This is a genomic window from Sphingomonas sp. PSPC2-2 (genome assembly GCF_049897725.1).
In the GTDB taxonomy this organism is placed as follows: domain Bacteria; phylum Pseudomonadota; class Alphaproteobacteria; order Sphingomonadales; family Sphingomonadaceae; genus Sphingomonas.
Map to the genome: position 1 here is coordinate 339,287 of NZ_JAFCWU010000004.1, position 25,424 is coordinate 364,710.

Below are 25,424 nucleotides of genomic sequence, written 5' to 3' on the forward strand. Positions count from 1 at the left end.
CCCATCCCGCGCGGTCTGCGTTTCTGCTCAGCCCAACGAGCCCTTGGAAAAGGCCGTGCAACAGGCCGCCTGAACCAGTGCTTAGCGGCCAAGATTTTTGAATGCCAGCGTCAACAGGAAGCTGTTGCCGGCACGCGCGTCGCCGGTGTCCTGATAATCGCGCTTCCACGTCACCCCCAGGCGGAGGCAATCGTCCTCATATTGGAAACCCAAGCGGTGCCGGACCGGATCGAAACCGTTGGCCAGCGACAGCGGATCTTCGTTGCGGTCGGTGAGGTCGATCACGGTCGATCCGAAGACCGACCAGAATTTGGTGACCTGCACGCGTGCGCCCAAGCGCACTTCCTCGCGGTCGCGCAGATCCTCCAGCGTCGGGTCGATGTTGCGATTGAGCCGGAGGTAGCCGATGAGAACATAGGTGCTGCGCGAGCCGACCCTTGCGTCCACTTCGTTCCGGCGAATCGCCAGATTGCCCTTGTCGAGGCGATAGCGATGCGTGATCGAGACGAAATCACGATAGCGAATTTCCGTGCGCCCGACGATGTCGGAGACCCGGCCCGAAAGCCCCGTCCCATCGGGAAACAGCGTTTCGCGATTGTTCAGGCGATAGCTCTGACCGATATTGGTCGAAATCGAAAAACCGGGAAGATCGGCCGACCAATCGACCCCATAAGTGAAGCGAGTCGAATCCTCGAACCGGTCGTATCCCGGGAAGCGGTTCAGGGCGAACAGGTTGGAATCCTCGAGATCGACTGCCCGGGAATCTTCGTTCGGCACGGCAAGATTGGTCGTCTGCGGCGAAGCGACCACTTGAAACCGCGGGGTCAGGCGCTGCGTGCCGCCCAGGAAGGTGCCGATGAACGGCCACTTCACGTCGATTGCGAATGCGCCGATCGCGCGCGCGCTGATCCCTTCATTGCCGCGATAGCTCGCCACCGTCGTGGCCAGCGTGTCGTTGGCATTGTACACATCGCCGCGACCGAACGCTGTGAATGTCACCTCCTGGCCCCAGGGCGTCAATTTGCGCAGATCCCACTGCGCGCTGGCAAAGGCGCGTTGCGTATCCTGGCCCGCCGGACGCGAAATCGCGAGGCTGTTGGCTTGCAGTTCGAACGTGCCGCCCAGCAAGCTGTCGGTAAAACGGTGGCGGTAATCGATTTCGGGCAGCGCGATCGGTTGCAGGCCCTGGCGATCGCCGACGCGCATCGTCTGGACGTACCAGCCGGCGATCGAGAAATAGCTGTCGGTATCGATGCGCTCGACATTCGCGGTGGTGCGCAGGCGATCGTCCTGCGAAATGTCATAGCGACGCAGGAAGGTGCGATCGGTGGTCAAGCGCAGCGATCCGCTGACGCTCCAATTCTCATCGAGCTGGAAGCGGGCCACCCCATCCAGATAGCCGCGAAACGAATCGGGCGTGCCGGGCGCGGTCGGGGTGAGCAGATCGGCACTGCGCGGGCTGGCGGTGGCGTACGCCTTGATCGAATAGGAACCGAGCGTGTTGAGTTCCTGATACTCCGCCTTGAGCATCGGCAGCACCGCGCTGAAAAAGCGCGGGGTGATCGTCAGCCCCTTATTGGGGGCCAGCGCGAAGTGATACGGCTGCGCAAATTCAAAGCCATTGACGCGGCCATAGCGGAAATCGGGTGAGAGCAGGCCGCTATTGTTGCCTTCGCCGACAGGATTGGAAAAGGCGGGCAGCGGCAGCGTCGGCAAGCCGAACAGGTTGATGCGCGCGCCCGTATAATAGATCCGGCCGCGATCGGGGCGATAGAGTACGCGAACCGCCGTGATCTTCCATGTCGGCTCTTTCGGGCAGTTGCTGGAATCGGTCACCGCGCACGGCGTGTACGCCGCATCCTCCAGCACGACGACTTCATCGAGCGAGCGCGTGCCCTTGCGTGCCGCCAGGCGTCCGCCCTTTTCCAGCACCAGCAGCATATTGTCGACGACGCCGTCCTTCAGCGCATCGGTCAGTTCGATCGAATCGCCATAGGCCGTATCGCCACCCGGATTGACGACCGCGATGTTGCCGCTCGCGTGGACCTTCCCGGTCTTTCGGTTCCACACCACCTTGTCGGCGCGCAGGCGGTCGCCGGAGCGGTACATACGGACATCGCCCGTTGCGGTGACGATGTCCTCCTTGCTGTCATATTCCAGGTTGGTCGCGGTGAACTGGACCTGATCGTCGCTCGCGCTCGGCGTGCTCGATGGGGGCGGGGGCGTTACCGGACGCGTTTGCAAATCCTGCGCACACGCCGGATTGGCGAGCAGCACAGCGGGAAACACACAAGTGGCAAGGAGAACGGCACGCTTCACGTCGGAACAAGCACCCTGTTGCGAGAAGGCCCCGGTTGAACCCCGGTTGCCGCTGGTCGATCCCGCCCTATCGCATCGACACCGCTTTGCTGCAATCGTGCTGCGGCGAATTCGGTGCCCCCGCTTTGCCAGCGACGCGTCGCTGTCCTAAGAACGCGCGACTCATCGCATTTTTTTTCGTAACCGAGGCCTCCCCATAATGCAGATCGATTTTTCCAGCGCCGCCCCCGCGTCGGGTGCCGCCATCGCCCTTCTTGTCGAGAAAGAGGGGCTCGCGCGTCTCGCGACAACGCTGATCGACGCGACTGCGCTCGATCTGGTGAAGGCGGCAGCGCAGGCGAGCCGGTTTGACGGGGAAGCGGCCGCTGTGGTCGAAACTTTTATTGCCGATGGCACCGGTGGCGTGCGGCGTGTCCTGTTGCTGGGCACCGGGGCGGCAGGAGAGGCCGAGTATGAGCGGGCCGGTGGTGCATTGACCGCGCGCTTGCTGACTTCCGGCGTGCGGACGGTCAGCGTCGATTTCGGTAGCGCCGGGGCCACGCCAAAGGCGGCGGCGCGTTTCGCGGCGGCTGCCGCACAGCGCGGCTGGCGGCATGACATCTATCGCACCAAGCTGCCCGAAAAATCCAAGCCGACTCTGGCCACGATCGTGCTGCACGGCGCGCCTGAGGGCACCGATGCGGCGTGGAGCAAGCAGAAGGCGCTGACCGAGGGCCTGGAACTGACCCGCACGCTGGTGGCCGAGCCGCCAAACGTGATCTATCCCGAAACCTTCGTCGCCAAGGTGCGCGCCGAGGTCGAGGGGCTGGGCCTTGAGATTACCGTGCTGGGCGAAGCCGAGATGCGCGAACTGGGCATGGGCTCCTTGCTCGGCGTGTCGCAGGGTTCGGCCAAGCAGGCGCAGTTGCTCGCGCTCAAGTGGAATGGCGCGGGCGCGGGCGATCCGGCGCTGGCGCTGGTCGGCAAGGGCGTGACCTTCGACACTGGCGGCATTTCGCTGAAGCCCGGGCCCGGCATGGAAGACATGAAGTGGGACATGGGCGGCGCGGGTGCCGTCGTTGGCGCGATGAAGGCGATTGCCGGGCGCAAGGCCAAGGCCAACGTCATCGGCGTGTGCGGCCTGGTCGAGAACATGCCCGATGGCGACGCGATCCGCCCCGGCGACGTGCTCACCTCCATGTCCGGCCAGACGATCGAAGTGCTCAACACCGATGCCGAGGGGCGGCTGGTCTTGTGCGACGTGATCACCTGGGTGCAGCGCACGCACCGCCCCAAGACGATCGTCGATCTCGCCACGCTGACCGGCGCGATGATCGTAAGCCTCGGCCACGAACATGCCGGCTGCTTCGCGAATGACGATGCGCTGGCAGACCAGTTGCTGGCAGCGGGCAAGGCCTCGGGCGACCTGTTGTGGCGCTTCCCGTTGTCGGATGCCTATAACAAGCTGATCGACAGCCCGATCGCCGACATGAAGAATGTCGGCCCGCGCGGGGCGGGGTCGATCACCGCGGCGCAGTTCATCCAGCGCTTCGTCGAGCCGGGCGTGAAATGGGCGCATCTCGACATTGCCGGTATGGTTTGGGCGGACAAGCCGGGTGCGACCTATGACAAGGGCGCGACGGGCTATGGCGTGCGTTTGCTCGACCGGTTCGTTGCGGACAATTTCGAGGGCTGAGCGCCAATTCCCCTCCCGCTGTGCGGGAGGGGTTAGGGGAGGGCGGTGTTTCGGGTCGAACGGGTGCCAGCGATGGATTTCCCTCCCCCAGCCCAGTTCGGGGTCGGATGTGCCCCCAGCACATCCTCGACAGCGCGGGGCGCTGTCGACCCCGAGCTCGCAAGCGGGAGGGGAGTAGGTGCAAGTCGATTTCTACCATTTGACGCTCCAGCCGCTCGACCGCGTGCTGCCGCGCATTGCCGAGCGCGTGGTCGAGGGGGGCGGGCGGTTGCTGGTGGTGGCGGAGAGCGTCGACCAGCGCGCCGCGCTCGACCGCTTGTTGTGGACCTATGCCGCCGACAGTTTCCTGCCGCATGCGCAGGCCGACGGGGAGGGCGATGCGGCGCAACCGATCCTGATTGCCGAGCAGCCGGTCGCGGCGAACACCGCACGCAACATCGCGATTGCCGATGGCCTGTGGCGCGAGGAAGCGCTGGGCTTCGACCGCGCTTTCCATTTCTTCGACGAAGACCGCATCGGCGCGGCGCGGGTGGCGTGGAAAGCACTGACCGATCGTCCCGGGATCGAACGGCGGTATTGGAAGCAAAATGACAATGGCCGTTGGGAGCAAGCGGCCTGAGGGTTGCCCAGAGGCTTGCCCAGAGACTTGCCCAGAGACTTGCTTTGCCGCGCCCCCGCGACTAGGGACACGCGACTTTCCAAATCCCCCACCTATCAACACAGGAGCTTCACGGTCATGGCCGCGAACCGCACGTTTTCGATCATCAAGCCCGACGCCACGCGCCGCAACCTGACGGGTGCCGTCACCAAGATGCTCGAGGAAGCCGGCCTGCGCGTCGTCGCCTCCAAGCGCATCCAGATGACGCGCGAGCAGGCCGAAGGCTTCTACGCCGTCCACAAGGAACGCCCGTTCTTCGGTGAGCTGGTCGAGTTCATGATCTCGGGCCCGGTCGTCGTGCAGGTTCTCGAAGGCGAGAACGCGATGCAGCGCAACCGCGACATCATGGGCGCGACCAACCCCGCCAATGCCGAGCCGGGCACGATCCGCAAGGAACTGGCCGAATCGATCGAAGCCAACACCGTTCACGGTTCGGACTCGGACGAAAATGCGGCGATCGAAATCGCCTATTTCTTCAAGCCCGAAGAAATCGTCGGCTGATCCAGCCGATGCAATGGCGCGTGCGACAGGCAGGTGTGGCGGATGCCGACCTGCTGTCGCTCGTCGCCAATGCGACATTTCTTGATACCTATGCGCCGTCTTTGGAGGGCGCAGATTTGCTCGCGCATTGTCTCAAGAACAATCGCGCCGAGGCCTTTGCGATCTGGCTCGCCGACCCGGCAACCATCGTGACCGTTGCCGAGATCGAACCGGGCCATGCGCCGCTCGGGTACGCGGTTTTAACCACCCCCAATTTTCCGATCGCGCTGGAGCCGACCGATGTCGAGCTGCGCCGCATCTATTCGCTGCGCCAGGCGCATGGGACCGGCATCGGCGCCGCGCTGATGGCGCGTGCCATCGAGGATGCCGCCCGGATGGGCGCGCGTCGGCTGTTGCTTGGCGTGTGGGAGCACAATGCGCGGGCGCGTGCTTTCTATGAACGGCACGGCTTCCGCGTGATCGGCACGCGCGAATTCCAGGTCGGCAGCGAAGTGCACATCGACCCGATTTACGCGCTGGACCTTTCGGTCAGGATTTCGGCTTCGGCTTGACGCTGGCCCACACCGCATCGAGCCGGGCTTGCGTGCCGCCCAGTTCGTGCAGCCGCAGACTTTCCAGCTTGAGCGAACGGCCGAACGGGAAGCCGCCCTCTGCCTTCCAGCCAATATCATAGATGCCGCGCGTGGTGCGCGGGGTGTCGCCGTCCCAATAGGTGAGCGCGATGAGGACGGGCAGGCGGCCGGTTTTCTTTTCCATGGCCCCATCGGTTGCCTTCAGCACTTCATGCTCGAACCAGCCGCGCTCGATCGTATCGCCGACGGTATCCTTGCTGCCGATGCCGAGCTCGCTCGGGAAGGTAACGGTGGCATCGCGGATCGGGTGGCGGTCGTCATGCTGGAGCAGCAAAGCCGTGCCGTTGGCCGCGGGCACCGCGCGCACGTCGAAGCGCGAGGAGTCGCGCTGCGCCTTGACCGCGGCGACCCGCTTGTCGGCCTGGTCGGCGCGGTGATCCGACCAATTGAGATACAGGCTACCGCCCGCGATCAGCAGGCCTGCGACGGCGATGAATTCGCCGAGGTTGATCCAGCGCCGCCGCGTTGCTGCGGCTTCCGCCTTGGCGACGGCTTCGGTCGCCGCGACCTGGATTGCGGGGTCGTGCTGGGGCGGGGTTTTCGTGATGTCGTCGCTCATCGTCCACCCGCTTCCAGCAAGCGCCGCGGCGCCACCAATTCCCAACTGATCGCGATCCGGTCGCCAATGCGGTCCCAGTCGACCTCTTCGCGATCGAGCCGCATCGCAATCCAGCCAGATGGCCCGAGATAGGGCGGGCTATAATAACACTCCGGGTCCAGCTCGATCAGTATCGCTTGCTCGTCGCGGCCAGTGGTCTTGACGATCACCACGGTTTCGCCGTCGCCATGATGGTTATGCCAGAAATAGGCGAAGAACTTGCCCTTTTCGATCAGGAAGCCCGGCGACCCGTGCGATGCTCGCTCGACCGTTTCCGGCAGCGCCAGGGCGAGCGCGCGGACCTTGGCGAGCGGGATGTCGGGATCGGGGCTCATCGCGTGACGAAGTCTGCCAGAACCGAGGGGTAAAGGCCATGCTCGGCCGCAAGCACGCGCGCGGCGAGGGTGTCGGCGGTGTCGCCGGGGAGGATCGGCACTTCGGCCTGGCCGAGCACTTCGCCGCCATCGAGCTCCTCGGTGACGACATGGACCGAGCAGCCCGCCACCGCATCGCCCGCCGCGATCGCGCGGGCATGGGTGTCGAGGCCCTTATATTTGGGCAGCAGCGAGGGGTGGATGTTGATGATCCGCCCACGCCAGCGCGCGACGAAATCATCGGACAGCAAGCGCATATAGCCAGCGAGCGCGATCACCTCGACCCCGGCGGCGCGGAGCGCAGCGTCGATCGCGGCTTCATAGTCGGCCTTGGGAATGCCCTTGGGCGATTGGGTGAAGGTGGCAAGGCCCCGGTCGCGCGCCCAGGCGATGCCGGCGGCATCGGGCTTGTCCGAGGCGACCAAAGCGACGTCATAGCTGCGTGCGTGCTCGACCAGCGCCATCATGTTGGAGCCGCGGCCCGAGAGCAGGATGCCGACCTTCCGGTTCAAGACTCCCCTCCCGCCTGCGGGATGGGTTGGGGGAGGGGCGTGTCTTCACGCGATGCGATGCTGTTGGAGGTCAGGCCCTCCCCCAGCCCCTCCCGCGTGCGGGAGGGGAGCAGGCGCGCGTCACCCATGATTGTGCGTCGCGGTCCAGGCGCTACGACCGCCCCAGGTTTCCAGCGAGCCCGTCACGGTGCAACCGCGCACGCCCGCTTGGACCGCGCCGATGGTGAACACGGTTTCGCCCGCCGCAGTCAACGCTGCCGTCACCGCCTCGACCTGATCGGGCGCGACGGCGGCGACCATGCCGATGCCGCAATTGAAGGTGCGCGCCATTTCCTCGGGCTCGATATTGCCCTGCGCTTGCAGGAACGCCATCAGCCGTGGCTGCGGCCAGGCATCGGCATCGATCCGCGCGTGGACGCCTGCGGGCAGCACGCGCGGCACATTCTCGAGCAAACCGCCGCCGGTGATATGGGCAAGGCCCTTGATCCGGCGCTCGGCCAGCAAGGGCAGCAGTGACTTCACGTAAATGCGCGTGGGTGCCATCAGCGCGTCGATCAGCAGCACGTCGGCATCGAACAGCGCCGGGCGTGCCAGCTTCCAGCCCTTGTCGGCAGCGAGGCGACGGACCAGTGAGAAGCCGTTCGAATGCACGCCCGACGAGGCAAGACCCAGCAGCACGTCTCCCGGCGCAATGTCCTGCCCGGTCAGCACGCGGTCCCGCTCGACCGCGCCGACGCAGAAGCCAGCGAGGTCATAGTCATCCGCGGCATACATGCCGGGCATTTCCGCAGTCTCGCCGCCGATCAGCGCGCAGCCCGCCTGGCGACAGCCTTCGGCAATCGAAGCGATCACGCGCTCCGCCACCGCCGGATCGATCTTGGCCGTCGCATAATAATCGAGGAAGAACAGCGGCTCGGCACCCTGCACGATCAGGTCGTTGGCGCACATCGCGACCAGATCGATTCCGACTCCATCATGCGCATTGTGGTCGATCGCCAGTTTCAGCTTGGTGCCGACGCCATCGTTCGCGGCGACCAGCAACGGATCGACGAAACCCGCCGCCTTGAGATCGAAAAAGCCACCAAAACCGCCGAGTTCGGCATCCGCGCCCGATCGTCGGGTCGACTTGGCGAGCGGCGCAATCGCCCGGACCAGGGCGTTGCCCGCTGCAATCGAGACGCCCGCTTGGGCATAGGTGTAGGACGTCGCGTCCGGGTTCGTATCGCTCATGATGCCCGCCTAGCCATATCCTGCTTGGATTTCCACGCCTCCTTCGCCAAAAGGGCGCCGACATGTCGATCCGCTGCTTTTCCCGCCCCCTGCAATTTGCCGCAGCGCTTGCCCTTGCGGCGACCGGTGGGCTTGTGCTCGCGCAAGTCGACGATCCCGATCAGGGGCTGGCGGCTGCCGACAGCTCGGGCAGCTATGAGGTCAGCGGCATCGCCGTGGATGTTGTCGGCAAAACCGCCGATGCCGCGCGCTATGCCGGCTGGCGGATCGCACAGCGCAAGGGCTGGGCAATGCTCGCGCAGCGCATGGGCCAAAGCGCCACGGCACTCTCCGACGGTGCGCTTGACGGAATGGTGTCGGGGATCGTCGTCGAGGACGAGCAGATCGGCCCCAACCGCTACGTCGCACGGCTCGGCGTGCTGTTCAGCCGTGCGAAGGCCGGTGCAATCCTGGGGATTGCGCCCGAGGCGGCACGATCGGCCCCAATGCTGACGATTCCGATCGAGATCAGCGGCGGCGTCGCCACGGGCTTCGAGCAAAAGACGGCGTGGCAGGACGCGTGGCGGCGCTATCGCACCGGCAACAGCACGGTGGATTATGTTCGGCCGAGCGGCACCGGCGGTGACGCGCTGTTGCTGACGCTGGGGCAGGTCGAGCGGCCCGGTCGCGGCTGGTGGCGCGTGGTGCTCGATCAATATGGCGCGAACGACGTGCTCATCCCCAAGGTCACACTGCGTCGGGAATGGCCGGGCGGGCCGATCATCGGCATGTTCGAGGCACGGCACGGCCCGGATAACCGGTTGCTCACGCAATTTTCGCTCCGCGTCGACCGGGCCGATGCGTTGCCCGTGCTGCTCGACGCCGGGGTCAAGCGGATCGACGATACCTATCAGGCGGCGCTGCACGCGGGGCTGCTGGGGACCGATCCCGGCCTCGCTTTTGTTGCGCCGGTCGTTGCCGCGACACCGACCGATACGCCAAGCGATGTCGGTACCGGCGACGTCGCGGCTGGCACTCAACCGGGTGCGAGCGGCAGTGTGATCACGATTCAAGTCGATACGCCCAGCGCGGGCTCGGTCACCGCGACCGAATCGGCATTGCAAGTGGTGCCGGGGGTGCGCTCGGCCGTCACCACCAGCCTTGCCATCGGTGGCGTGTCGGTGATGCGAGTCGGCTTCGATGCCGATCCCGCTGTGTTGCGCGCTGCGCTGGAGGCGCGCGGCTGGACGGTGGTTGCCAGTGGCTCGACGCTGCGCATCCGGCGCTCGGGGCAGCCATCCGCAGGCGGGCAAGCAGCCCCGCCGGCTGATAACACGACGGGTTGACGGGATGCTTCCGGCCCAAATGGCATTGCCGCTCGACTGGCCTGCCGATCCGCGTGACGACGAATTTCTGATTGGTCCATCGAACGCCCGCGCGGTGCAGCAGCTCGAGCGCTGGAGCACCTGGCCGGTGATGGCCGTGGTGGTCACAGGCCCACGCAAATCAGGCCGGAGTCTGCTCGCCCGGATCTTCGCCGCCAAGACCGGTGGCGGTTTGATCGACGATGCCGAACGGCAGAACGAGACGGCGATTTTCCATGCCTGGAACCGCGCACAAGAGGATCGCCGCCCGGTCGTGATCGTCGCCGATGCGCCGCCGCCGGAATGGTCGATCAAGCTCCCCGATTTACGCTCGCGGCTGAGCGCAAGCCCGACGATCCGGATCGGCGATCCGGACGAGAGCCTGATGCGCGCGCTGTTCGAGCGGCAGTTCCTGCGGCGCGGGCTCGATGCCCGGCCGGAGTTGATTCAATGGCTCGTGGTCCGGGTCGAGCGCACGCATGTTGCGCTGCTACGCGCGGTCGATGTGCTCGATCAAGTCGTGCTGGAAAGCCACAAACGCTTGTCGATTCCGCTCGCACGGGCCACATTGGAGGAAGCGGGGTTGATCCCCGGTCGCGCACCCGAATCGATGGAAAACCCATGACCCGACCCGCCCATATTGCGAGCCTGGACCACGACGACGACCCCTTTGCGGGGAGCGAGGGCAGCGACCGGTATTTCAATCGCGAGCTGTCGTGGCTCGCCTTCAACCGGCGTGTGCTGGAGGAAGCGTGCAATACGGCGCACCCGCTGCTGGAACGGCTGCGGTTTTTGTCGATTTCGGGCTCGAACCTCGATGAGTTTTTCATGGTCCGAGTGGCTGGCCTGAAGGGGCAGCAGCTTCAAGATGTCGCCCGCTTGTCGAGCGACGGGCTCACCTCGGGACAGCAACTCGCCGCGATCGTCGCCGAAGCCGACGCTCTGGTGACGAGCCAACGCGACGTGTGGCGCGACCTGCGTCGCCAGTTGGCCGAGACCGGCATCGCCGTGCTCAGTTCGCGCACGATCGACGAAGCGCTGTCACCCGAAGACCTGCACTGGCTGGAAACGCAATTTCGCGAACAGCTCTTCCCGATCCTCACGCCGCAAGCGCTCGATCCGGCACATCCCTTTCCGTTCATGCCCAATAAGGGGCTGGCGGTGATGTTCGATCTGGTGCGGATTTCGGACGAGCAGCCGATCCGCGAACTGGTGATGATCCCGGCACCGATGCCGCGCTTCATCCGCTTGCCGGGGGAGAAGGCCCGCTATGTCGCGGTCGAATCGCTGGTGAAGCGCTTCGCGCCGTTGGTGTTCCCCGGCTACCGCGTCATCGGCGGTGCCGAGTTCCGCGTGCTGCGCGACAGCGACATCGAGATCGAGGAAGAGGCGGAGGATCTCGTCCGCTATTTCGCCAATGCCATCAAGCGCCGCCGTCGCGGCCGGGTCATCCGGCTCGAGCTGGAAAGCGGGATGCCCGAGGGGCTGGGCGCGGTACTGCGCGACGAGCTTGGCGGATCGGATGCCTTCGTCACTGAAAGCGGAGCGTTCCTGGGCGTCGGTGACTTGGAGGCGATCGTCGATGAGGATCGTCCGGACCTGAAATTCACGCCCTTTTCGCCGCGCTTCCCCGAGCGCATCCGCGAATATGGCGGCGACTGTTTTGCCGCGATCAGCGCCAAGGACATTGTCGTCCACCACCCGTATGAAACCTTCGACGTGGTGCTGGCCTTCCTCAAACAGGCCGCAGCGGACCCCGACGTGGTCGCGATCAAGCAGACGCTCTATCGCGCCGGCAAGCAGCCCGCCGTCATCAACGCGCTGATCGCCGCCGCCGAGGCCGGCAAATCGGTGACTGCGGTGGTCGAGCTGAAGGCGCGCTTCGATGAGGAGCAGAATCTGCTCTGGGCGTCGGCGTTGGAGCGGGCCGGGGTGCAGGTCGTCTATGGCTTCATCGACTGGAAGACCCATGCCAAGGTCTCGATGGTCGTCCGCCGCGAGAACGGGCAATACCGCACCTACTGCCATTTCGGTACGGGCAACTATCACCCGATCACAGCGAAGGTGTATACCGACCTCAGCTTCTTCACCGCCGACCCGCGGCTCGGGCGCGATGCCGCGCAGATGTTCAACTACATCACCGGCTATGTCGAACCCGAGAATATGACGCTGATCAGCTTGTCGCCCCGCGACTTGCGTCCGCGCCTGATGCGGCTGATCGACGCCGAGATCGCCAATGCGCGCGAGGGCAAACCCGCCGCAATCTGGGCCAAGATGAATTCGGTGGTCGATCCCGCCGTGATCGAGAAATTGTACGAAGCCTCAAACGCAGGGGTCGAGATCGACCTGATCGTACGCGGAATTTGCTGTCTGAAGCCCGGCGTCCCCGGCATGTCCGAGAATATCCGCGTCAAATCGGTGATCGGCCGCTTCCTCGAACACAGCCGCATCTGGGCGTTCGGCAATGGCAAGGCCTTGCCCAATGACGGTGCCAAGTTGTTCATTTCCTCCGCCGACTGGATGCAGCGCAATTTCGACCGGCGGATCGAATATATGCTGCCGATCGAGAATCGGACTGTTCACAAACAGATTCTCGACCAGGTGATGGTCGCCAATCTGATCGACAATGAGCAAAGCTGGGAATTGCAGGCCGATGGCAGCTATGTGCGCGTTCAGCCGGGCGAGCGACCATTCAACCTGCACCGCTATTTCATGACCAATCCGTCGCTGTCCGGTCGCGGTGCCTCGCTCGCCGCAAGCGGGTCGGTGCCGAAGCTGTCGCTGCGAAACCGGCGTTAGTCGCCCGATGGCGACGCTTCTGTTCCGCAAGGCGAAACCCGAAATCACGGGAGAACCACGCACCGGCATCATCGACATCGGGTCCAACTCGATCCGTCTGGTCGTCTATCAAGGCCCGGAGCGCTTGCCCGCGATCCTGTTCAACGAAAAGGTGATGGCAGGACTCGGTCGCGGCCTAGCCGAGACCGGGACGATCGCCGAATCGGGGCTTGCGGTTGCCAGTGACGCCCTGGCACGCTTCGCCGCCGTCGCGCGCGAGATGGAGGTGACGCGGCTGCGCACCGTTGCAACCGCTGCTGTGCGCGATGCGACCAACGGCAAGGTCCTGCTCGACACGGCGCGCGATCTCGGGCTCGAGGTCGAGCTCCTGTCCGGCGAACAGGAAGCAACGGCGGCCGGACACGGTGTCTTGTCGGCGATCCCCGCGGCCGATGGGATCGTCGGCGACCTTGGCGGCGGCAGCCTCGAGCTGATCCGCATCAGCGGCGGCAAGGTGGGCGAGCGCGTCTCTTTCCCGCTTGGCGTGCTGCGGCTCGGCGCGTTGCGGGACAAAGGGCAGGGCGCTCTCCAGCGCCAGGTCGCGCGCTTGCTCGACGCCGCCGGGTGGACCGGCAAGGGCGCAGGGCTGCCGCTGTATCTGGTCGGCGGATCGTGGCGCGCACTGGCACGACTGGATATGCATCTGGGCAGCTATCCGCTGCCCGTCATCCACGAATATGCGATGTCGGCCGAAGCGGTCGCGCGGATGGGGCGCACGATCAGCCATGTGAACAAGGCCTGGCTCCGCGCGATCCCGGGCCTGTCGGCGGGGCGCGCCGCGACGCTGGGCGATGCGACCGCCTTGCTGGTGGTGTTGCTCAAGCATTTGCAGATCGAGACGACGATCGTCTCGGCCTTCGGCTTACGCGAGGGGCTGCTGTACGGCGCGCTCGACGAAAGCGTGCGCGCGCAGGACCCGCTGATCGTCGCAACGCGTGATGAAGGGCGGCGGCATGGCCGCTTTGCCGAACATGGCGATTTGCTCGATGGCTGGATCGCGCCGCTGTTCACGCGCGATGCGCCGGACATGGCGCGACTACGGCTTGCAGCATGTTTGCTTGCCGATGTCGGCTGGCGTGCCAACCCGGAATTTCGCGCCGAACGCGGGGTCGAAATCGCGCTGCATGGCAATTGGGTCGCAATCGATGCGCGCGGCCGCGCGCTGGTGGCGCAGGCGCTCTACACCAGCCTTGGCGGCGGCACCGAAACGCCCGCGCCGCTGGGCGTTCTCGCGACACCGGCGGACTTGCGCCACGCGGTGTTGTGGGGGCTGGCGATGCGGCTGGGCCAGCGAATGAGCGGTGGATTGGCCGGGCCGCTGCAACGCTCGTCGCTCGCCGATGATGGCAACACGCTCACGCTCAGCGTCGCGTCGGGGGATCTGGCACTTTACAGCGAAACGGTGGAACGTCGGCACTCGGCGCTTGCTACCGCGCTCGGGCGCAAGGCACTGATCCTGGCGCGGTAGCGCCTGCGGTCGCGTCAATGGTCGGTGCTGGGCTCCGATGAAGCGGTCGTCATTGCTTTCATCGCAGCGGTCATGGCGGCCTCAACCTGTGCTTGCGCAGCCGCGATCGCGTCCCGTTGCTGCTTCATGGCAACCTCGATCGCCGATTGCACAGCGCCCGTCGCGATGTGTTGCTGTTGTTGTGCGGCCTCCATTGCAGCTTGCACTGCGGCCATCGCGGCCTGGTGCTGTTGCTGGGCGGCGGCCATCCCTCCTTCTACCGCATCTTGCGCCGGTCGCTGCGAGTCGCCTTGCCCGGCGTGCGGTTGCGATGGATCCTGCTCAATCATAAGTGGTACTCGCTTTGGGCGCGGCGGCGTCTGAACCCGAGGGGTGATCTTCGCGCACATAGTCCTGGGAGATCGCGACAACCATCCGCAGCGTTTCGATCGCCTTCGTAATCAGATGCTGCCCTTCCTTAGCAGCCTCCAGATAGATGCGATCGTTGGTTGCAAAAAAGCGCGCCAGCCCGGCTGCGGATGCCGCTGTGGCAATCATCGTGGAATTGCGCAGTGCATCGGTGGCATCCTGCACCGCGATACTAAGCGCCAGCCTGATTTGCGGGTCGGCATTCTGCATCATTGCTCAGCCGCTGCTGGCTTGGGCGAGGGAGCCGCCACTGCCGCCGCGATGCGGGCGAGCGCTGCGGTCGCCGCCTCCGCATCCTGACCGGCTTGCACAACGCGCGCCTTCAAGACATCGACGGCCAACCGCGCCTGCTGCTCGTAAACCGCGACGATTGCCGAGTTTGGCGAGTGCGCGCCGGGACCGGGCGGGAGCGGTGCGCCCAGGATTTGGGCACAAGCCGCCGCCGTCGTCGCGGATGCGATCGTCGCATCAGCTTGCTGGCGGATCACGGCCTGAAGCTGCCCCAGCGCAATGGCCTGGGCGCTCGCCAGTTCGACCATCGCCGCGGCGGGATTGTCGGCTGCGCCTTTGGTCAGCGCCTGGATTGCCGCTAGGCTGTCCAACACCTGCGCGTTGACCGTAGCGAACGGTTCCGCGGCAGCCTCGGCCGCTGGATTTGGGTCGGTGTGGTCTTGCACTATCGTCCGCCTTTCAGGCTACGCCAGAAGCGACGGGACCAGCCGCCGGTTGGCTTTCGGCGACCGGGGCCATCGCGGCGGGACTGTGCAACGTGTTGGCCTGGGCGTAGATCAGGGCGACGCCCTGCGCCGTGGCGGCCTGGGCTGTGATATAGGCCTGTTGCTGCGCGAAGGTAGCGTTGTGCGCAGCCATCGCGATCGTCTGGGCGACTGCCTGATAAAGCGAGGCCAACGCCACGGCGGGGGCGGAACCAAGCGTGACCACGCCAGCTTGCGAAACAGAATCGGTGATCTGGCTGTTGACGGCGGTAGGATAAGCCATGGGTCGTGCTCCGGATTTGGTCGTTCGAGACGAATGTGTGGGGCGTTAAAGCCCCCTCACACGACCCGACTGCAAAATATCTTCCGTGGAGGCTCCCGTGCTCGCGGTATCGATCGAATATAGGGTGGCAACCCCCATCGTCGTGGCCGCTTGCGCTGTTACGTAGCTTTGCTGCTGCGCCGCGGTCGCATTGTGCGCGGCATTGGCCAGCGCCTGCGCGGTGGCCTGATACAGATTTCCCATCGCAATCGCCGGGCTCTCACCCAGAACCTTGACGTTGGCTTGTGTAACCGAGTCGGTGACTTGATCGTTGACAGAGGTCGGAAAGGCCATGAACGTTCTCCCGCTACAAAAAGTTTCGATATCGAAACTTTGCATGGCGAACGTTACCGGTCAATGAAACCCGGAACGAAAGAAACGGGGCTGGCTGATCGTCAAAATTATTGCGGATAGACCGGGGCGTCCTCGGTGCGCGTCATCTTCAACTTGCCGTTCACCACTGCAAAGGCCAGCCGCCCCTCGACCAGGTCGAGCGCATCGCGGCCGAATTGGTCGAAGCGCCAGCCCTCCAGGATCGACAAACCGCTGCGTTGACCCGCGGCCAACGCGTCGAGATCATCGGTGCGCGCAAGCAAGCGCGCCGCCACGTCGATTTCCTTGGAGCGGATCTTGAGCAGCAGCTTGAGCAAATCGGCAACCAGCGCGCCATCCTTGCCCATGCCGGGCTTGCGGTCGTCGCGCGAGGGCAGTTCCTCGGGGGACATCGGTTGGGCATGTTCGAGCGCCGCCATCAGCCGCGCGCCGATATCGTTCTGCGCCCAGGTCGCGGAAAGACCGCGCACCTTGGCGAGATCGGCCTGTTTGCGCGGGGCGTGTCCAGCAAGATCGGCGATCGTCTCGTCCTTGACGATGCGGCCGCGCGGCAGATCTTTGCTGCGGGCCTCGATTTCGCGCCAGCGTGCCAGCGCCTTCAGGCGGCCGAGCACTTCGGGCTTGCGGCTTGGCACCTTGATCCGGCGCCAGGCTTCCTCGGGATCATTGGCGTAATTTTTGGGGTCGCCGAGGCGCTCCATTTCCTGGTCGAGCCAGGCCCCACGCCCGGTGCGGCGAAGCCGTTCGAGCATCTTGGGGAAAATCTTGGCGAGATGCGTCACGTCGCCAATCGCATATTCGATCTGCCGTGCATCGAGCGGACGACGGCTCCAGTCGGTGAAGCGCGCGCCCTTGTCGACAGTGATGCCGAGATAGGCGTCGACCAGATTGGAATAGCCGACCTGCTCGCCTTGCCCCAGCGCCATCGCGGCGACCTGCGTGTCGAACAGCGGGTGCGGGGTGGTACCGGTAAGGTTGTAGACGATTTCGAGGTCCTGCCCGCCGGCGTGGAAGACCTTCAGCACATCCTCATTGTTGACCAGCAGTTGCAGCAGCGGCGTCATGTCGAGGCCGGGGGCGAGCGGATCGATCGCGGCGGCTTCGTTCACGTCGGCAATCTGGATCAGGCAGAGTTCGGGCCAGAAGGTGTTCTCGCGCATGAACTCTGTATCGACGCAGACGAAGTCGGCTTCGGCCAATCGGGTGCAGAGATTGGCGAGGGTGGCACTGTCGGTGATGAGCGGATGGATATGCATACAGCCCCCCATAGCGAGCGCCGGGCGGGTTGACAAAGGTGGGTGAGGGAGGGAAGCGCAGCGGCTATATTCGCCGTCACCCCGGCGGAGGCCGGGGCCGCTGCGTTGTCAGGCGTTGCGCTTCGATACACAGCGGCCCCGGCCTTCGCCGGGGCGACGAACATGAGAAGATTTATGCACGCCTATCGCACTCATACCTGCGCCCAGCTTCGCGCCACCGATGTCGGGGCCTCGGTCAAGCTTTCCGGCTGGATCCACCGCAAGCGCGACCACGGAAACCTGTTGTTCGTCGATCTGCGCGACCATTATGGCATCACCCAGATCGTCACCGACAGCGACAGCCCGACGCATGCGGTGCTCGACAAATTGCGGCCCGAGTCGGTGGTCACCATCACTGGCGACGTGGTCGCCCGTTCGGCGGAGACGGTGAACGCGGCGCTCCCCTCGGGCGAGATCGAACTGCGCGCCCGCGATGTCGTGGTGCAGTCGGCGGCGCAGGAATTGCCGATGCCGGTGTTCGGCGAGAACGAATATCCCGAGGAAATCCGCCTCAAATATCGCTATCTCGATTTGCGGCGCGAGCGGCTGCACGCCAACGTGCTGCTGCGCTCCAACGTCATTTCCTCGCTGCGCCAGCGCATGATCGGCCAGGGCTTCACCGAATTCCAGACGCCGATCCTGACCGCCTCGTCGCCCGAAGGCGCGCGCGATTATCTGGTGCCGAGCCGTGTGCATCCGGGCAAGTTCTACGCGCTGCCGCAGGCCCCGCAGATGTTCAAGCAGTTGCTGATGGTCGCGGGCTTCGACCGCTATTTCCAGATCGCACCGTGCTTCCGCGACGAAGATGCGCGCGCCGATCGTTCGCCGGGCGAATTCTACCAGCTCGATTTCGAGATGAGCTATGTCACGCAGGACGACGTGTTCGCCGCGATCGAGCCGGTGCTGCACGGCGTGTTCGAGGAATTCGCCAACTGGCAGGGCAAGGGCCGCACCGTCTCCCCGCTGCCGTTCAAGCGCATTCCGTACCGCGAATCGATGCTGAAATACGGCAATGACAAGCCCGATCTGCGCAACCCGATCGTGATCAGCGACGTGTCGTCTGCATTCGCAGGATCAGGCTTTGGCCGATTTGCAGATATTGTTGCCGACGGCGGAGTGGTTCGAGCAATTCGTGCACCAGGCGCAGCTTCTCGGTCTCGCAAGTTTTTCGACGAAATGAATAGCTGGGCTCAATCCGAAGGTTTCGGTGGCTTAGGTTGGGCAACGTGCGTCGCACGTGACTCCCAGATATCGCTCATTGATCGCATCAACGCCGCAGATCGAATGGAGTTGGATCCGGAACGGAACGTCGTCGAGCAAGAATTGGTAAGCTCGTACATCAGAGCTGAAAGCCCAGCGGACTTTGAAGGGCTATCTGGACCGATTGCGAAGTGGCTGACACCTGGCCGAAAAGTTCAGCTAATCCTAGATTTGGAACTGCAGGATGGCGATGGCGTGTTCTTTGCTGCGGGCAAGGAAGCGCAGGCAGCCAAGCTGGCGGGCCTCGCGCGCACGCGCGTTGCGGAGCAGCTCGGTTTGATCGACGACAAGCGCTTCGAGTTCTGCTGGATCGTCGATTTCCCGATGTTCGAATATGATGAGGATGCGAAGAAGGTCGATTTCAGCCACAACCCCTTCTCGATGCCGCAGGGCGAGATGGAAGCGCTGGAGACAAAGGACCCGCTCGACATTCTCGCGTACCAATATGACATCGTCTGCAACGGCATCGAATTGTCGTCGGGCGCGATCCGGAACCATCGCCCGGAAATCATGTACAAGGCGTTCGAGATTGCCGGGTACACGCAGGCCGATGTCGATACCAATTTCGCGGGCATGATCAACGCCTTCAAGTTCGGCGCGCCGCCGCATGGTGGCTCGGCACCGGGGGTCGACCGAATCGTCATGCTGCTGGCGGATGAACCCAACATCCGCGAGGTGATCACCTTCCCGATGACGCAGAAGGCCGAGGATCTGATGATGGGCGCGCCCAATTTCGCGACGCCAAAGCAGTTGAAGGAACTCAACATCCGCGTGACCGGCGACGCCGCGCGGGCACAAGAGGGTTGAGAATGCCCGGAAGCGCTACAGCAGCGCAGTGGAGCCGCCGTGGCGTCATCGGCGCGGGGCTCGGCTTGCTGGCGGCACCGGTGCTCGGTGCTGAGATCGCTTCCGGCACCGCAGTCACGCCGCATATTCTGCGGCTGGCACCGGGGCTCGACCGCATTCTCGATCCAAATGCGCCGATCGAGACGATCGCAACGGGAATCCGCTGGGCCGAAGGGCCGGTATGGGTGCCGCGTGGAAACTATCTGCTGTTTTCCGACCCTCCGGCAAATATCATGCGGCGTTGGTCGCGCAGCACCGGGACATCGGTATTCCTTTCGCCTTCTGATGCTTTCGCGCCCGATCCAGCGACCGTGCGCGAAGGCGGCTCGAATGGCCTGACGCTCGATCACGCCGGAAACCTGCTGATCGCTGGCAGTGGATCGCGCGCGGTGGTGCTGCTCGATCTCAAGACCAAACGCCGGACGGTGTTGGTCGATCGCTATCAGGGCAAGCGCTTCAACAGCGTCAACGATCTGTGCGTCGCGGCGGACGGCGCGATCTATTTCACCGATCCGCCTTATGGACTGGTCGGGGGCGACCAATCGCCGCTGAAGGAACAGCCGCATAACGGCGTTTATCGCTGGGCACCCGGCGGCGCGGCGGTGCTGGTCGATGGGACGCTCACGCGGCCCAATGGCATTGCTTTGTCACCCGACGGCAAGACGTTGTTCGTGTCGGTTTCCGATGAGCAGGAACCGCGGATTATGGCCTATGCGCTTGATGCGCGCGGGATGCCGACGTCGCGCAGGCTCTGGCTCGACGCCAAGCCGATGCTCGCCAACGCCGCGCCGGGCCTGCCCGATGGCATGAAGATCGCGCGCGACGGTACGCATTTCAACAGCGTGCCCGGCGGGATGATGATCCTCACGCCGGACGCCGAGCCACTCGGACTGATCGCCACCGGCGCGCCGATCCCCAATTGTGCGTTTGGTGAAGACGGTCGCACGCTGTTTCTGACGGCGAATGACCGCATCCTGCGCCTGCGGTTGAAGGTTTCTGCGCTATGACGATCTCCCTGTCCGATTATGAGTCGGGCAAGCCCTATGCGGGCGATTACGAAGCGGATCTGATCGCGCTGCAAACCCGGCTCGCGCATATCCAGGTCGCGCATATCGTCCACCGCAAGCGCGCGATCGTTTTGCTTGAGGGTTGGGACGCGGCGGGGAAGGGCGGGATCATCCAGCGTCTTTGCGCCAATTGGGACCCGCGCAATTTCGAGGTGTGGCCGATCAAGGCACCGACCGAGGACGAGCTCGATCGGCATTTCCTGTGGCGCTTCTGGCAGAAACTTCCCGCCAAGGGCGACATCGCAGTGTTCGATCGTAGCTGGTACGGGCGCGTGCTGGTCGAGCGGGTCGAGGGCTACGCGACCGAAGCCGAATGGAAGCGCGGCTATGACGAAATCAACGAGTTCGAAGCGCAACAGGCCGATTCGGGCACGACGATCGTCAAGCTGTTCGTCCATGTGACGCAGGATGAGCAGGACAAGCGCCTAAAAGACCGGCTCGACCATCCTTGGAAACGCTGGAAAACCGGGCTCGAGGATTATCGCAACCGGGCCAAGCGCGCCGACTATCTCGATGCGATGCACGACATGTTCAAGCGCACCGATACGCGCTGGGGTCGGTGGACGATCATCGACGGCAACGACAAGAAAGCAGCGCGGATCACGGCGCTGACCACGATTGCCGAGCAGCTCGAAGCGCAGGTCGACATGACTCCGCCCGTGCTCGATCCCGAAATCGAGAAGGTCGCGCGCACCGCACTGGGGCTGCCACCGACGCCCGCCGCCTGAGGCGGAGGGCGGCGCGGCTAGACCCAGAGCAGGACGATCGGCACTACGGTGCCAAGCACCAGCAAGATGATCGAAATCCGCCGCATCGCGCGGCTGGCGAGCGCGATCACGATGCCCGTAATCGTCGACAGGCTGAGCGCGATCGACAGCAGAACGACGAAGATCTTGAGCGGCAGGGGCGAGGGGCGTTTGGCCGCGCCGGCGCTCGCTTCCGCACGCGGCTTCTGCGCTTCAGCGGCACCGGGTGCGGGCTTGGGCTTCTCCGCCTTGCGTTCACGCGGCGGGCCCTGATCCTTGTGCACGCTGGCGAGCCACACGATCCAGTTGGGCGGCGTGCCGCCATAGCCCTTGGCTTCCTGCAACCGGAAGGTCTGCAGCGCGCCGCTGATCGCGAACAGCAGGATCATCGGAGCGAAGAACAGCCCGAGATAATGGTGATAGCGGCGCAGCAGCCGAAGCGTGTTGGGTCTCATGCCGAACGGCTAGCCGACCGGTGCCGCGGGAGCAACCGCAACCGCGACACCTACGCCGTATCGACCTATATGTTTTCCCAACGAAAGGGTTACGCGGCCGCGAAGACGCCGTCGTCGTCCATCACGTGCAACACGCCGTCGGCTATGGCAAAATAAGCCCCGCGAAGCTTCAGCGTGCCTGCGGCCTCGCGCTCGGGAATACAGGGGAAGGTTCGCAGGTTGGCGATGCTCACCCGCACCGTTTCCAGTTCCAGTTCATGGATCGCCTCGGGCCCGGAACCGTGTTCCGCCACGATCCGATTGCGCGCGTCGTCGAGCATGTCGACCCAGTGATCGATGAAACCGCCTTCGCCCGGGGCCTTGCCGGCGAAGGCCTGGGTCATCGCGGCGTGCACGCCGCCGCATTGGCCGTGGCCCATGACCACAACTTCAGACACTTCCAATTGTGTCACTGCGAATTCGAGCGCGGCCGAAACGCCGTGGCGTCGTCCATCCAGTTCGAACGGCGGCACCAGATTGGCGACGTTGCGCACGACGAAGATCTCGCCCGGCGATGTGTCGAACACCTGCGCGGGATCGACTCGGCTGTCGGAACAGGCGATCACCATCACCTTGGGGCTTTGACCCTTGGACAATTTGGCCCAGCGGTCGCGCTGGCGGGTCCATTCACTGTCGCGAAAGCGGCGATATCCGCCGATCAGATCTGAAAAATCGGTCATGGGGGCCGTGTATCCGCCCTCAGGGGGGGGTGGCAAGGGCGCGCGGCAGTCGCTATCTGCTCCGCCATGAACGAGATGTCCCCACTCGCCCGCCCGCGTCAACGCAAGCCCGACTGGATCCGCGTGAAGGCGCCAGGCGGCACCGCCTTTGGCGAGACCAAGGCGATGATGCGCCGCCTGAACCTCAACACTGTGTGCGAGGAAGCGGCTTGCCCCAATATCGGCGAGTGCTGGACCAAGAAGCACGCCACGGTGATGATCCTGGGCGACACCTGCACGCGCGCCTGCGCCTTCTGCAACGTGAAGACCGGTATGCCGCGTGCGGTCGACCCGCTCGAACCACAGCACACCGCCGATGCCGCCGCCGAGCTGGGGCTCGAACATATCGTCATCACCTCGGTCGATCGTGACGATCTGCCTGATGGCGGGGCCTCGCAATTCGTCAAGGTAATCGAGGCGCTGCGCCGCACCACGCCCAATACGACGATCGAGATCCTGACCCCCGATTTCCGCAACAAGACGCAAGCGGCGGTCGAGTCGATCGTGGCCGCGCGTCCGGATGTCTACAACCACAACCTCGAAACCGTGCCGCGTCTCTACCCGACGATTCGCCCCGGCGCGCGTTATTATGCGTCGCTGCGCCTGCTGGAGAGTGTGAAGCGTCACGATCCCTCGATCTTCACCAAATCCGGCGTAATGCTGGGTCTGGGCGAGGAACGGCTCGAAGTGCATCAGGTGATGGACGACATGCGCTCGGCAGAGATCGATTTCCTGACGATGGGGCAATATCTGCAGCCGACCCCACGCCATGCCAAGGTGATGGACTTCGTCACCCCCGCCGTGTTCGACGCCTATGCCGCGATCGCGCGCGCCAAGGGGTTCCTGCTGGTCGCGAGTTCGCCGCTGACGCGGTCGAGCTATCATGCCGGTGACGATTTCGCCCGCCTGCGCGCCGCGCGGGAGGCAAAGCTCGCCCAGCGCTGATGCCACGCCATTCCGAAACGCGGCGGCTGCCCTACACGCCCGAACAAATGTTCGATCTGGTCGCCGATGTCGCGCGCTATGCCGAGTTCCTGCCGTGGGTATCGGCGATCCGGGTGCGCTCGAACAGCGAAACGCAGATGGTTGCCGACATGATCGTCGGCTTCAAAGGCTTGCGCGAAACCTTCACGTCGAAGGTCGAGAAACACCGGCCTGAGCGGATCGAGGTCGAATATCTCGACGGGCCGCTCAAATATCTGCGCAATGAATGGGCGTTCCGGCCCGACGGGAGCGGCTGCGCGGTCGATTTCACGGTCGATTTCGCGTTCAAGAATCGCGTGTTCGAAATGTTGGCGGGCCAGGTGTTTGGCACCGCCCTGCGCAAGATGATCGGCGCGTTCGAGGACCGCGCCGCCGTGCTTTACGGGGCTTCCTCGGCCTCAGGCGCGGTATCGTCCTCGGATGGCAGCAGCAGTTCGAGCGCGCACAACGCCGCCTGAAGGCGCACGCCGCCGCGCCCCAAATCGCCGAAATCCTTGCGATCGGCCACGACATGGCCGGGATCGGCACCGCGCTCCGCACGCGCGAACACGACCGTGCCGACCGGCTTCTTTTCGGTGCCGCCACCGGGGCCCGCTACGCCGGTGATCGCGACCGCGACATCGGCACCGCTCGCCTCCAGCGCGCCCTGCGCCATGCTCCACGCGGTTGCCACCGATACTGCGCCAAAGGTTTCGAGTACGTCTGCGCTGACGCCCAGCATCTCCAGCTTGGCGTCGTTGGAATAGGTGACGAAACCGCTCTCGAACATTTCGGACGAACCCGCGATTTCGGTGATTGCGGCGGCGACGAGGCCGCCGGTGCAGCTTTCGGCGAGCGCCACGCGGCGGCCGGCGGCGAGATTGGCGGCAACCACCTTGCGAGCGGCCTCCACCAGTTCGGCGGGCAGGATGGTGTCCATCGTTATCGCTCCCCTGGAACCCGGACGGTGGCGGCGGCCTGCGCCGCAATCCCCTCGCCACGTCCGGTAAAGCCCAAACGTTCGGTCGTCGTCGCCTTGATGCTGACCTGATCGGCGTCAAGCCGCAAGAGCTCTGCGATGCGGTCGCGCATCGCGACGCGGTGCGGGCCGATCTTGGGGGCCTCGCAGATCAACGTCAGGTCGATGAAATCGATGATCCCGCCGCGCGCCGCGATCAGTGAGGCGGCGTGCTGCAGGAACTGCGCCGAATCGGCACCGCGCCATTGCGGGTCGCTGGGCGGAAAATGCGTGCCGATATCACCCGCCGCGATCGTGCCGAGCAGCGCATCTGTGATGGCGTGGAGTGCGACATCTGCATCGCTATGCCCCGACAGACCCTTGTCATGCGGGATCAGCACGCCGCCCAGCCACAATTCCTCGCCTGCCTCCAAGCGGTGGACGTCGAAGCCGGTGGCGGTGCGAGAGCGCATCGTGGTGGCAAGGCGCGACTCGGCGGCGGCGAAATCGGCGGGATGTGTGATCTTTTCGAGCATGGGGTCTCCTTCGACCAGCGCGACCCGGCCACCGACGGCCCGCAGCATTTGCGCGTCGTCGGTCGGTTCGTCGCCGGTCCAGCCGCGATGCGCGGCGAGGGCTGTGGCAAAGTGAAAGGCTTGCGGGGTCTGGATGCGGTGCAAGGCATCGCGGGCAACGGTTTCGCCCAGCTCGCTCTCGCCGCGCGCAAGCGTGTCTGGCACCGGTAGAGCGGGAACAGCGCCGTCATGCGTGTCGAGCGCCGCGATCAGCCGGTCGATCACCGCCGCGCTCAGGAAAGGGCGGGCGGCGTCATGAATGAGCACATGGGCAGGGGGCTCGTTCGCCAGCGCTTCCAGCCCTGCCAGCACCGACAGGCGGCGCGTCGCGCCACCCGTGACATTTTCGGACCCGCCGATCGCATCGTGCAGGAGTGCCTCCTGGTCCGCCCCGATCACCACGATGACGCGGTCGATCGCGGGATGGTTGCGCAAGGCGGCATAGCTGTATGCCAGCACCGCCTTGCCGCCCAGGCGGGCATATTGCTTTGGAACGGCGCTGCCCGAGCGGACGCCGGTACCGGCGGCGACGATGATGGCGGCGGTCTTGGTCGAGGTCATGCGGCGCGCCTAG

The 25,424-nt window shown here is 64.7% G+C and carries 28 protein-coding genes; 13 read left to right on the top strand and 15 right to left on the bottom strand.

The genetic code is table 11. The annotated features are described in order from the left end of the window. Positions 1–81 precede the first annotated feature (81 nt). On the bottom strand, positions 82–2,319 hold the full coding sequence (locus tag ACP7BY_RS09940) for an LPS-assembly protein LptD (RefSeq protein WP_137902330.1): 2,238 nt from the start codon (positions 2,317–2,319) through the stop codon (positions 82–84). Positions 2,320–2,518: 199 nt separating this feature from the next. On the opposite strand from ACP7BY_RS09940, the gene ACP7BY_RS09945 reads away from it, so the two are divergent. The 4 genes from ACP7BY_RS09945 (at position 2,519) to ACP7BY_RS09960 (ending at position 5,704) form a co-directional block, all read left to right on the top strand. Further along, the gene (locus ACP7BY_RS09945) at positions 2,519–3,994 is read left to right on the top strand and encodes a leucyl aminopeptidase (RefSeq protein ID WP_033963773.1); all 1,476 of its coding nucleotides are present in this window, start codon (positions 2,519–2,521) and stop codon (positions 3,992–3,994) included. A gap of 178 nt (positions 3,995–4,172) precedes the next feature. Next, positions 4,173–4,613, top strand: a complete 441-nt coding sequence (locus ACP7BY_RS09950) for a DNA polymerase III subunit chi (RefSeq protein WP_126847362.1) — start codon at positions 4,173–4,175, stop codon at positions 4,611–4,613. 117 nt (positions 4,614–4,730) lie between these two features. Next, entirely contained in the window at positions 4,731–5,153 is a 423-nt protein-coding gene (ndk, locus tag ACP7BY_RS09955; RefSeq protein ID WP_033967186.1) for a nucleoside-diphosphate kinase, read from the top strand. 20 nt (positions 5,154–5,173) lie between these two features. Then, entirely contained in the window at positions 5,174–5,704 is a 531-nt protein-coding gene (locus ACP7BY_RS09960; RefSeq protein ID WP_310066437.1) for a GNAT family N-acetyltransferase, read from the top strand. On the opposite strand, the gene ACP7BY_RS09965 is transcribed toward ACP7BY_RS09960, so the two are convergent. The 4 genes from ACP7BY_RS09965 to purM form a co-directional block, all read right to left on the bottom strand. Further along, positions 5,682–6,344, bottom strand: coding sequence for a hypothetical protein (locus ACP7BY_RS09965; RefSeq protein ID WP_052192543.1), 663 nt, complete (start codon positions 6,342–6,344; stop codon positions 5,682–5,684). The genes ACP7BY_RS09960 and ACP7BY_RS09965 overlap by 23 nt on opposite strands. Then, positions 6,341–6,718, bottom strand: coding sequence for an MmcQ/YjbR family DNA-binding protein (locus ACP7BY_RS09970; protein WP_033967188.1), 378 nt, complete (start codon positions 6,716–6,718; stop codon positions 6,341–6,343). The genes ACP7BY_RS09965 and ACP7BY_RS09970 overlap by 4 nt, the downstream gene beginning before the upstream one ends. Beyond that, positions 6,715–7,224 carry a phosphoribosylglycinamide formyltransferase gene (gene purN, locus ACP7BY_RS09975; protein ID WP_052192546.1) on the bottom strand — a complete coding sequence of 170 codons (510 nt, stop codon included), beginning with the start codon at positions 7,222–7,224 and terminating at the stop codon, positions 6,715–6,717. Before purN ends, ACP7BY_RS09970 begins: the two co-directional genes overlap by 4 nt. A gap of 165 nt (positions 7,225–7,389) precedes the next feature. Further along, complete coding sequence (gene purM / locus ACP7BY_RS09980; protein WP_033967191.1) at positions 7,390–8,499, bottom strand: phosphoribosylformylglycinamidine cyclo-ligase; 1,110 nt, start codon at positions 8,497–8,499, stop codon at positions 7,390–7,392. Between the two features lie 62 nt (positions 8,500–8,561). On the opposite strand from purM, the gene ACP7BY_RS09985 reads away from it, so the two are divergent. The 4 genes from ACP7BY_RS09985 to ACP7BY_RS10000 are packed head-to-tail and all read left to right on the top strand — an operon-like array spanning position 8,562 to position 14,148. Next, entirely contained in the window at positions 8,562–9,824 is a 1,263-nt protein-coding gene (locus ACP7BY_RS09985) for a hypothetical protein (protein ID WP_033967192.1), read from the top strand. 19 nt (positions 9,825–9,843) lie between these two features. Continuing rightward, positions 9,844–10,467 (top strand): HdaA/DnaA family protein, encoded by a 624-nt coding sequence (locus ACP7BY_RS09990; protein ID WP_033967193.1) that lies wholly within the window; start codon positions 9,844–9,846, stop codon positions 10,465–10,467. After that, positions 10,464–12,641, top strand: coding sequence for an RNA degradosome polyphosphate kinase (locus tag ACP7BY_RS09995; protein WP_033967194.1), 2,178 nt, complete (start codon positions 10,464–10,466; stop codon positions 12,639–12,641). Before ACP7BY_RS09990 ends, ACP7BY_RS09995 begins: the two co-directional genes overlap by 4 nt. 7 nt (positions 12,642–12,648) lie before the next feature. Continuing rightward, positions 12,649–14,148: a Ppx/GppA family phosphatase gene (locus ACP7BY_RS10000; RefSeq protein WP_126847376.1), complete on the top strand. Its 1,500-nt coding sequence runs from the start codon at positions 12,649–12,651 to the stop codon at positions 14,146–14,148. A 14-nt stretch (positions 14,149–14,162) separates the two neighbouring features. Here ACP7BY_RS10000 and ACP7BY_RS10005 read toward each other — a convergent pair whose 3' ends face one another. From ACP7BY_RS10005 to rnd, 6 genes are all read right to left on the bottom strand, one after another. Next, a complete protein-coding gene (locus tag ACP7BY_RS10005; RefSeq protein ID WP_137902329.1) occupies positions 14,163–14,396 on the bottom strand; it encodes a hypothetical protein in 234 nt (77 codons plus the stop codon). 73 nt (positions 14,397–14,469) lie between these two features. Further along, positions 14,470–14,769: a hypothetical protein gene (locus ACP7BY_RS10010; RefSeq protein WP_033967197.1), complete on the bottom strand. Its 300-nt coding sequence runs from the start codon at positions 14,767–14,769 to the stop codon at positions 14,470–14,472. Further along, positions 14,766–15,233 (bottom strand): RebB family R body protein, encoded by a 468-nt coding sequence (locus ACP7BY_RS10015; protein WP_033967198.1) that lies wholly within the window; start codon positions 15,231–15,233, stop codon positions 14,766–14,768. The genes ACP7BY_RS10010 and ACP7BY_RS10015 overlap by 4 nt, the downstream gene beginning before the upstream one ends. A gap of 13 nt (positions 15,234–15,246) precedes the next feature. After that, positions 15,247–15,555, bottom strand: coding sequence for a RebB family R body protein (locus tag ACP7BY_RS10020; RefSeq protein WP_137902327.1), 309 nt, complete (start codon positions 15,553–15,555; stop codon positions 15,247–15,249). 45 nt (positions 15,556–15,600) lie between these two features. After that, positions 15,601–15,888, bottom strand: a complete 288-nt coding sequence (locus ACP7BY_RS10025; protein WP_033967199.1) for a RebB family R body protein — start codon at positions 15,886–15,888, stop codon at positions 15,601–15,603. 107 nt (positions 15,889–15,995) lie between these two features. Continuing rightward, positions 15,996–17,183, bottom strand: coding sequence for a ribonuclease D (gene rnd, locus ACP7BY_RS10030; protein WP_126847386.1), 1,188 nt, complete (start codon positions 17,181–17,183; stop codon positions 15,996–15,998). A gap of 174 nt (positions 17,184–17,357) precedes the next feature. Here rnd and aspS point away from each other — a divergent pair, with 174 nt between their 5' ends. The 3 genes from aspS to ACP7BY_RS10045 are packed head-to-tail and all read left to right on the top strand — an operon-like array spanning position 17,358 to position 21,123. Next, positions 17,358–19,289 carry an aspartate--tRNA ligase gene (gene aspS / locus ACP7BY_RS10035; protein ID WP_137902411.1) on the top strand — a complete coding sequence of 644 codons (1,932 nt, stop codon included), beginning with the start codon at positions 17,358–17,360 and terminating at the stop codon, positions 19,287–19,289. 2 nt (positions 19,290–19,291) lie between these two features. Further along, positions 19,292–20,335, top strand: coding sequence for an SMP-30/gluconolactonase/LRE family protein (locus tag ACP7BY_RS10040; protein ID WP_033967201.1), 1,044 nt, complete (start codon positions 19,292–19,294; stop codon positions 20,333–20,335). Continuing rightward, positions 20,332–21,123, top strand: a complete 792-nt coding sequence (locus ACP7BY_RS10045; protein ID WP_033967202.1) for a polyphosphate kinase 2 family protein — start codon at positions 20,332–20,334, stop codon at positions 21,121–21,123. Before ACP7BY_RS10040 ends, ACP7BY_RS10045 begins: the two co-directional genes overlap by 4 nt. A 17-nt stretch (positions 21,124–21,140) precedes the next feature. Here the strand turns inward: ACP7BY_RS10045 and ACP7BY_RS10050 are convergent, their stop codons facing one another. Next, positions 21,141–21,596: a hypothetical protein gene (locus ACP7BY_RS10050; protein ID WP_052192544.1), complete on the bottom strand. Its 456-nt coding sequence runs from the start codon at positions 21,594–21,596 to the stop codon at positions 21,141–21,143. Positions 21,597–21,685: 89 nt separating this feature from the next. Next, positions 21,686–22,315, bottom strand: coding sequence for a carbonic anhydrase (locus ACP7BY_RS10055; RefSeq protein WP_033967204.1), 630 nt, complete (start codon positions 22,313–22,315; stop codon positions 21,686–21,688). A 66-nt stretch (positions 22,316–22,381) separates the two neighbouring features. Between ACP7BY_RS10055 and lipA the strand changes: the two genes are divergently transcribed. Next, the gene (lipA, locus tag ACP7BY_RS10060) at positions 22,382–23,299 is read left to right on the top strand and encodes a lipoyl synthase (RefSeq protein WP_033967205.1); all 918 of its coding nucleotides are present in this window, start codon (positions 22,382–22,384) and stop codon (positions 23,297–23,299) included. Then, a complete protein-coding gene (locus tag ACP7BY_RS10065; RefSeq protein WP_033967207.1) occupies positions 23,299–23,796 on the top strand; it encodes a type II toxin-antitoxin system RatA family toxin in 498 nt (165 codons plus the stop codon). Before lipA ends, ACP7BY_RS10065 begins: the two co-directional genes overlap by 1 nt. Here the strand turns inward: ACP7BY_RS10065 and ACP7BY_RS10070 are convergent. Beyond that, positions 23,718–24,257: a CinA family protein gene (locus ACP7BY_RS10070; protein ID WP_033967209.1), complete on the bottom strand. Its 540-nt coding sequence runs from the start codon at positions 24,255–24,257 to the stop codon at positions 23,718–23,720. The two genes, ACP7BY_RS10065 and ACP7BY_RS10070, sit on opposite strands and share 79 nt — an antisense overlap. 2 nt (positions 24,258–24,259) lie before the next feature. Then, the gene (locus ACP7BY_RS10075) at positions 24,260–25,411 is read right to left on the bottom strand and encodes a bifunctional 2-C-methyl-D-erythritol 4-phosphate cytidylyltransferase/2-C-methyl-D-erythritol 2,4-cyclodiphosphate synthase (RefSeq protein ID WP_033967210.1); all 1,152 of its coding nucleotides are present in this window, start codon (positions 25,409–25,411) and stop codon (positions 24,260–24,262) included. Positions 25,412–25,424: the final 13 nt, after the last annotated feature.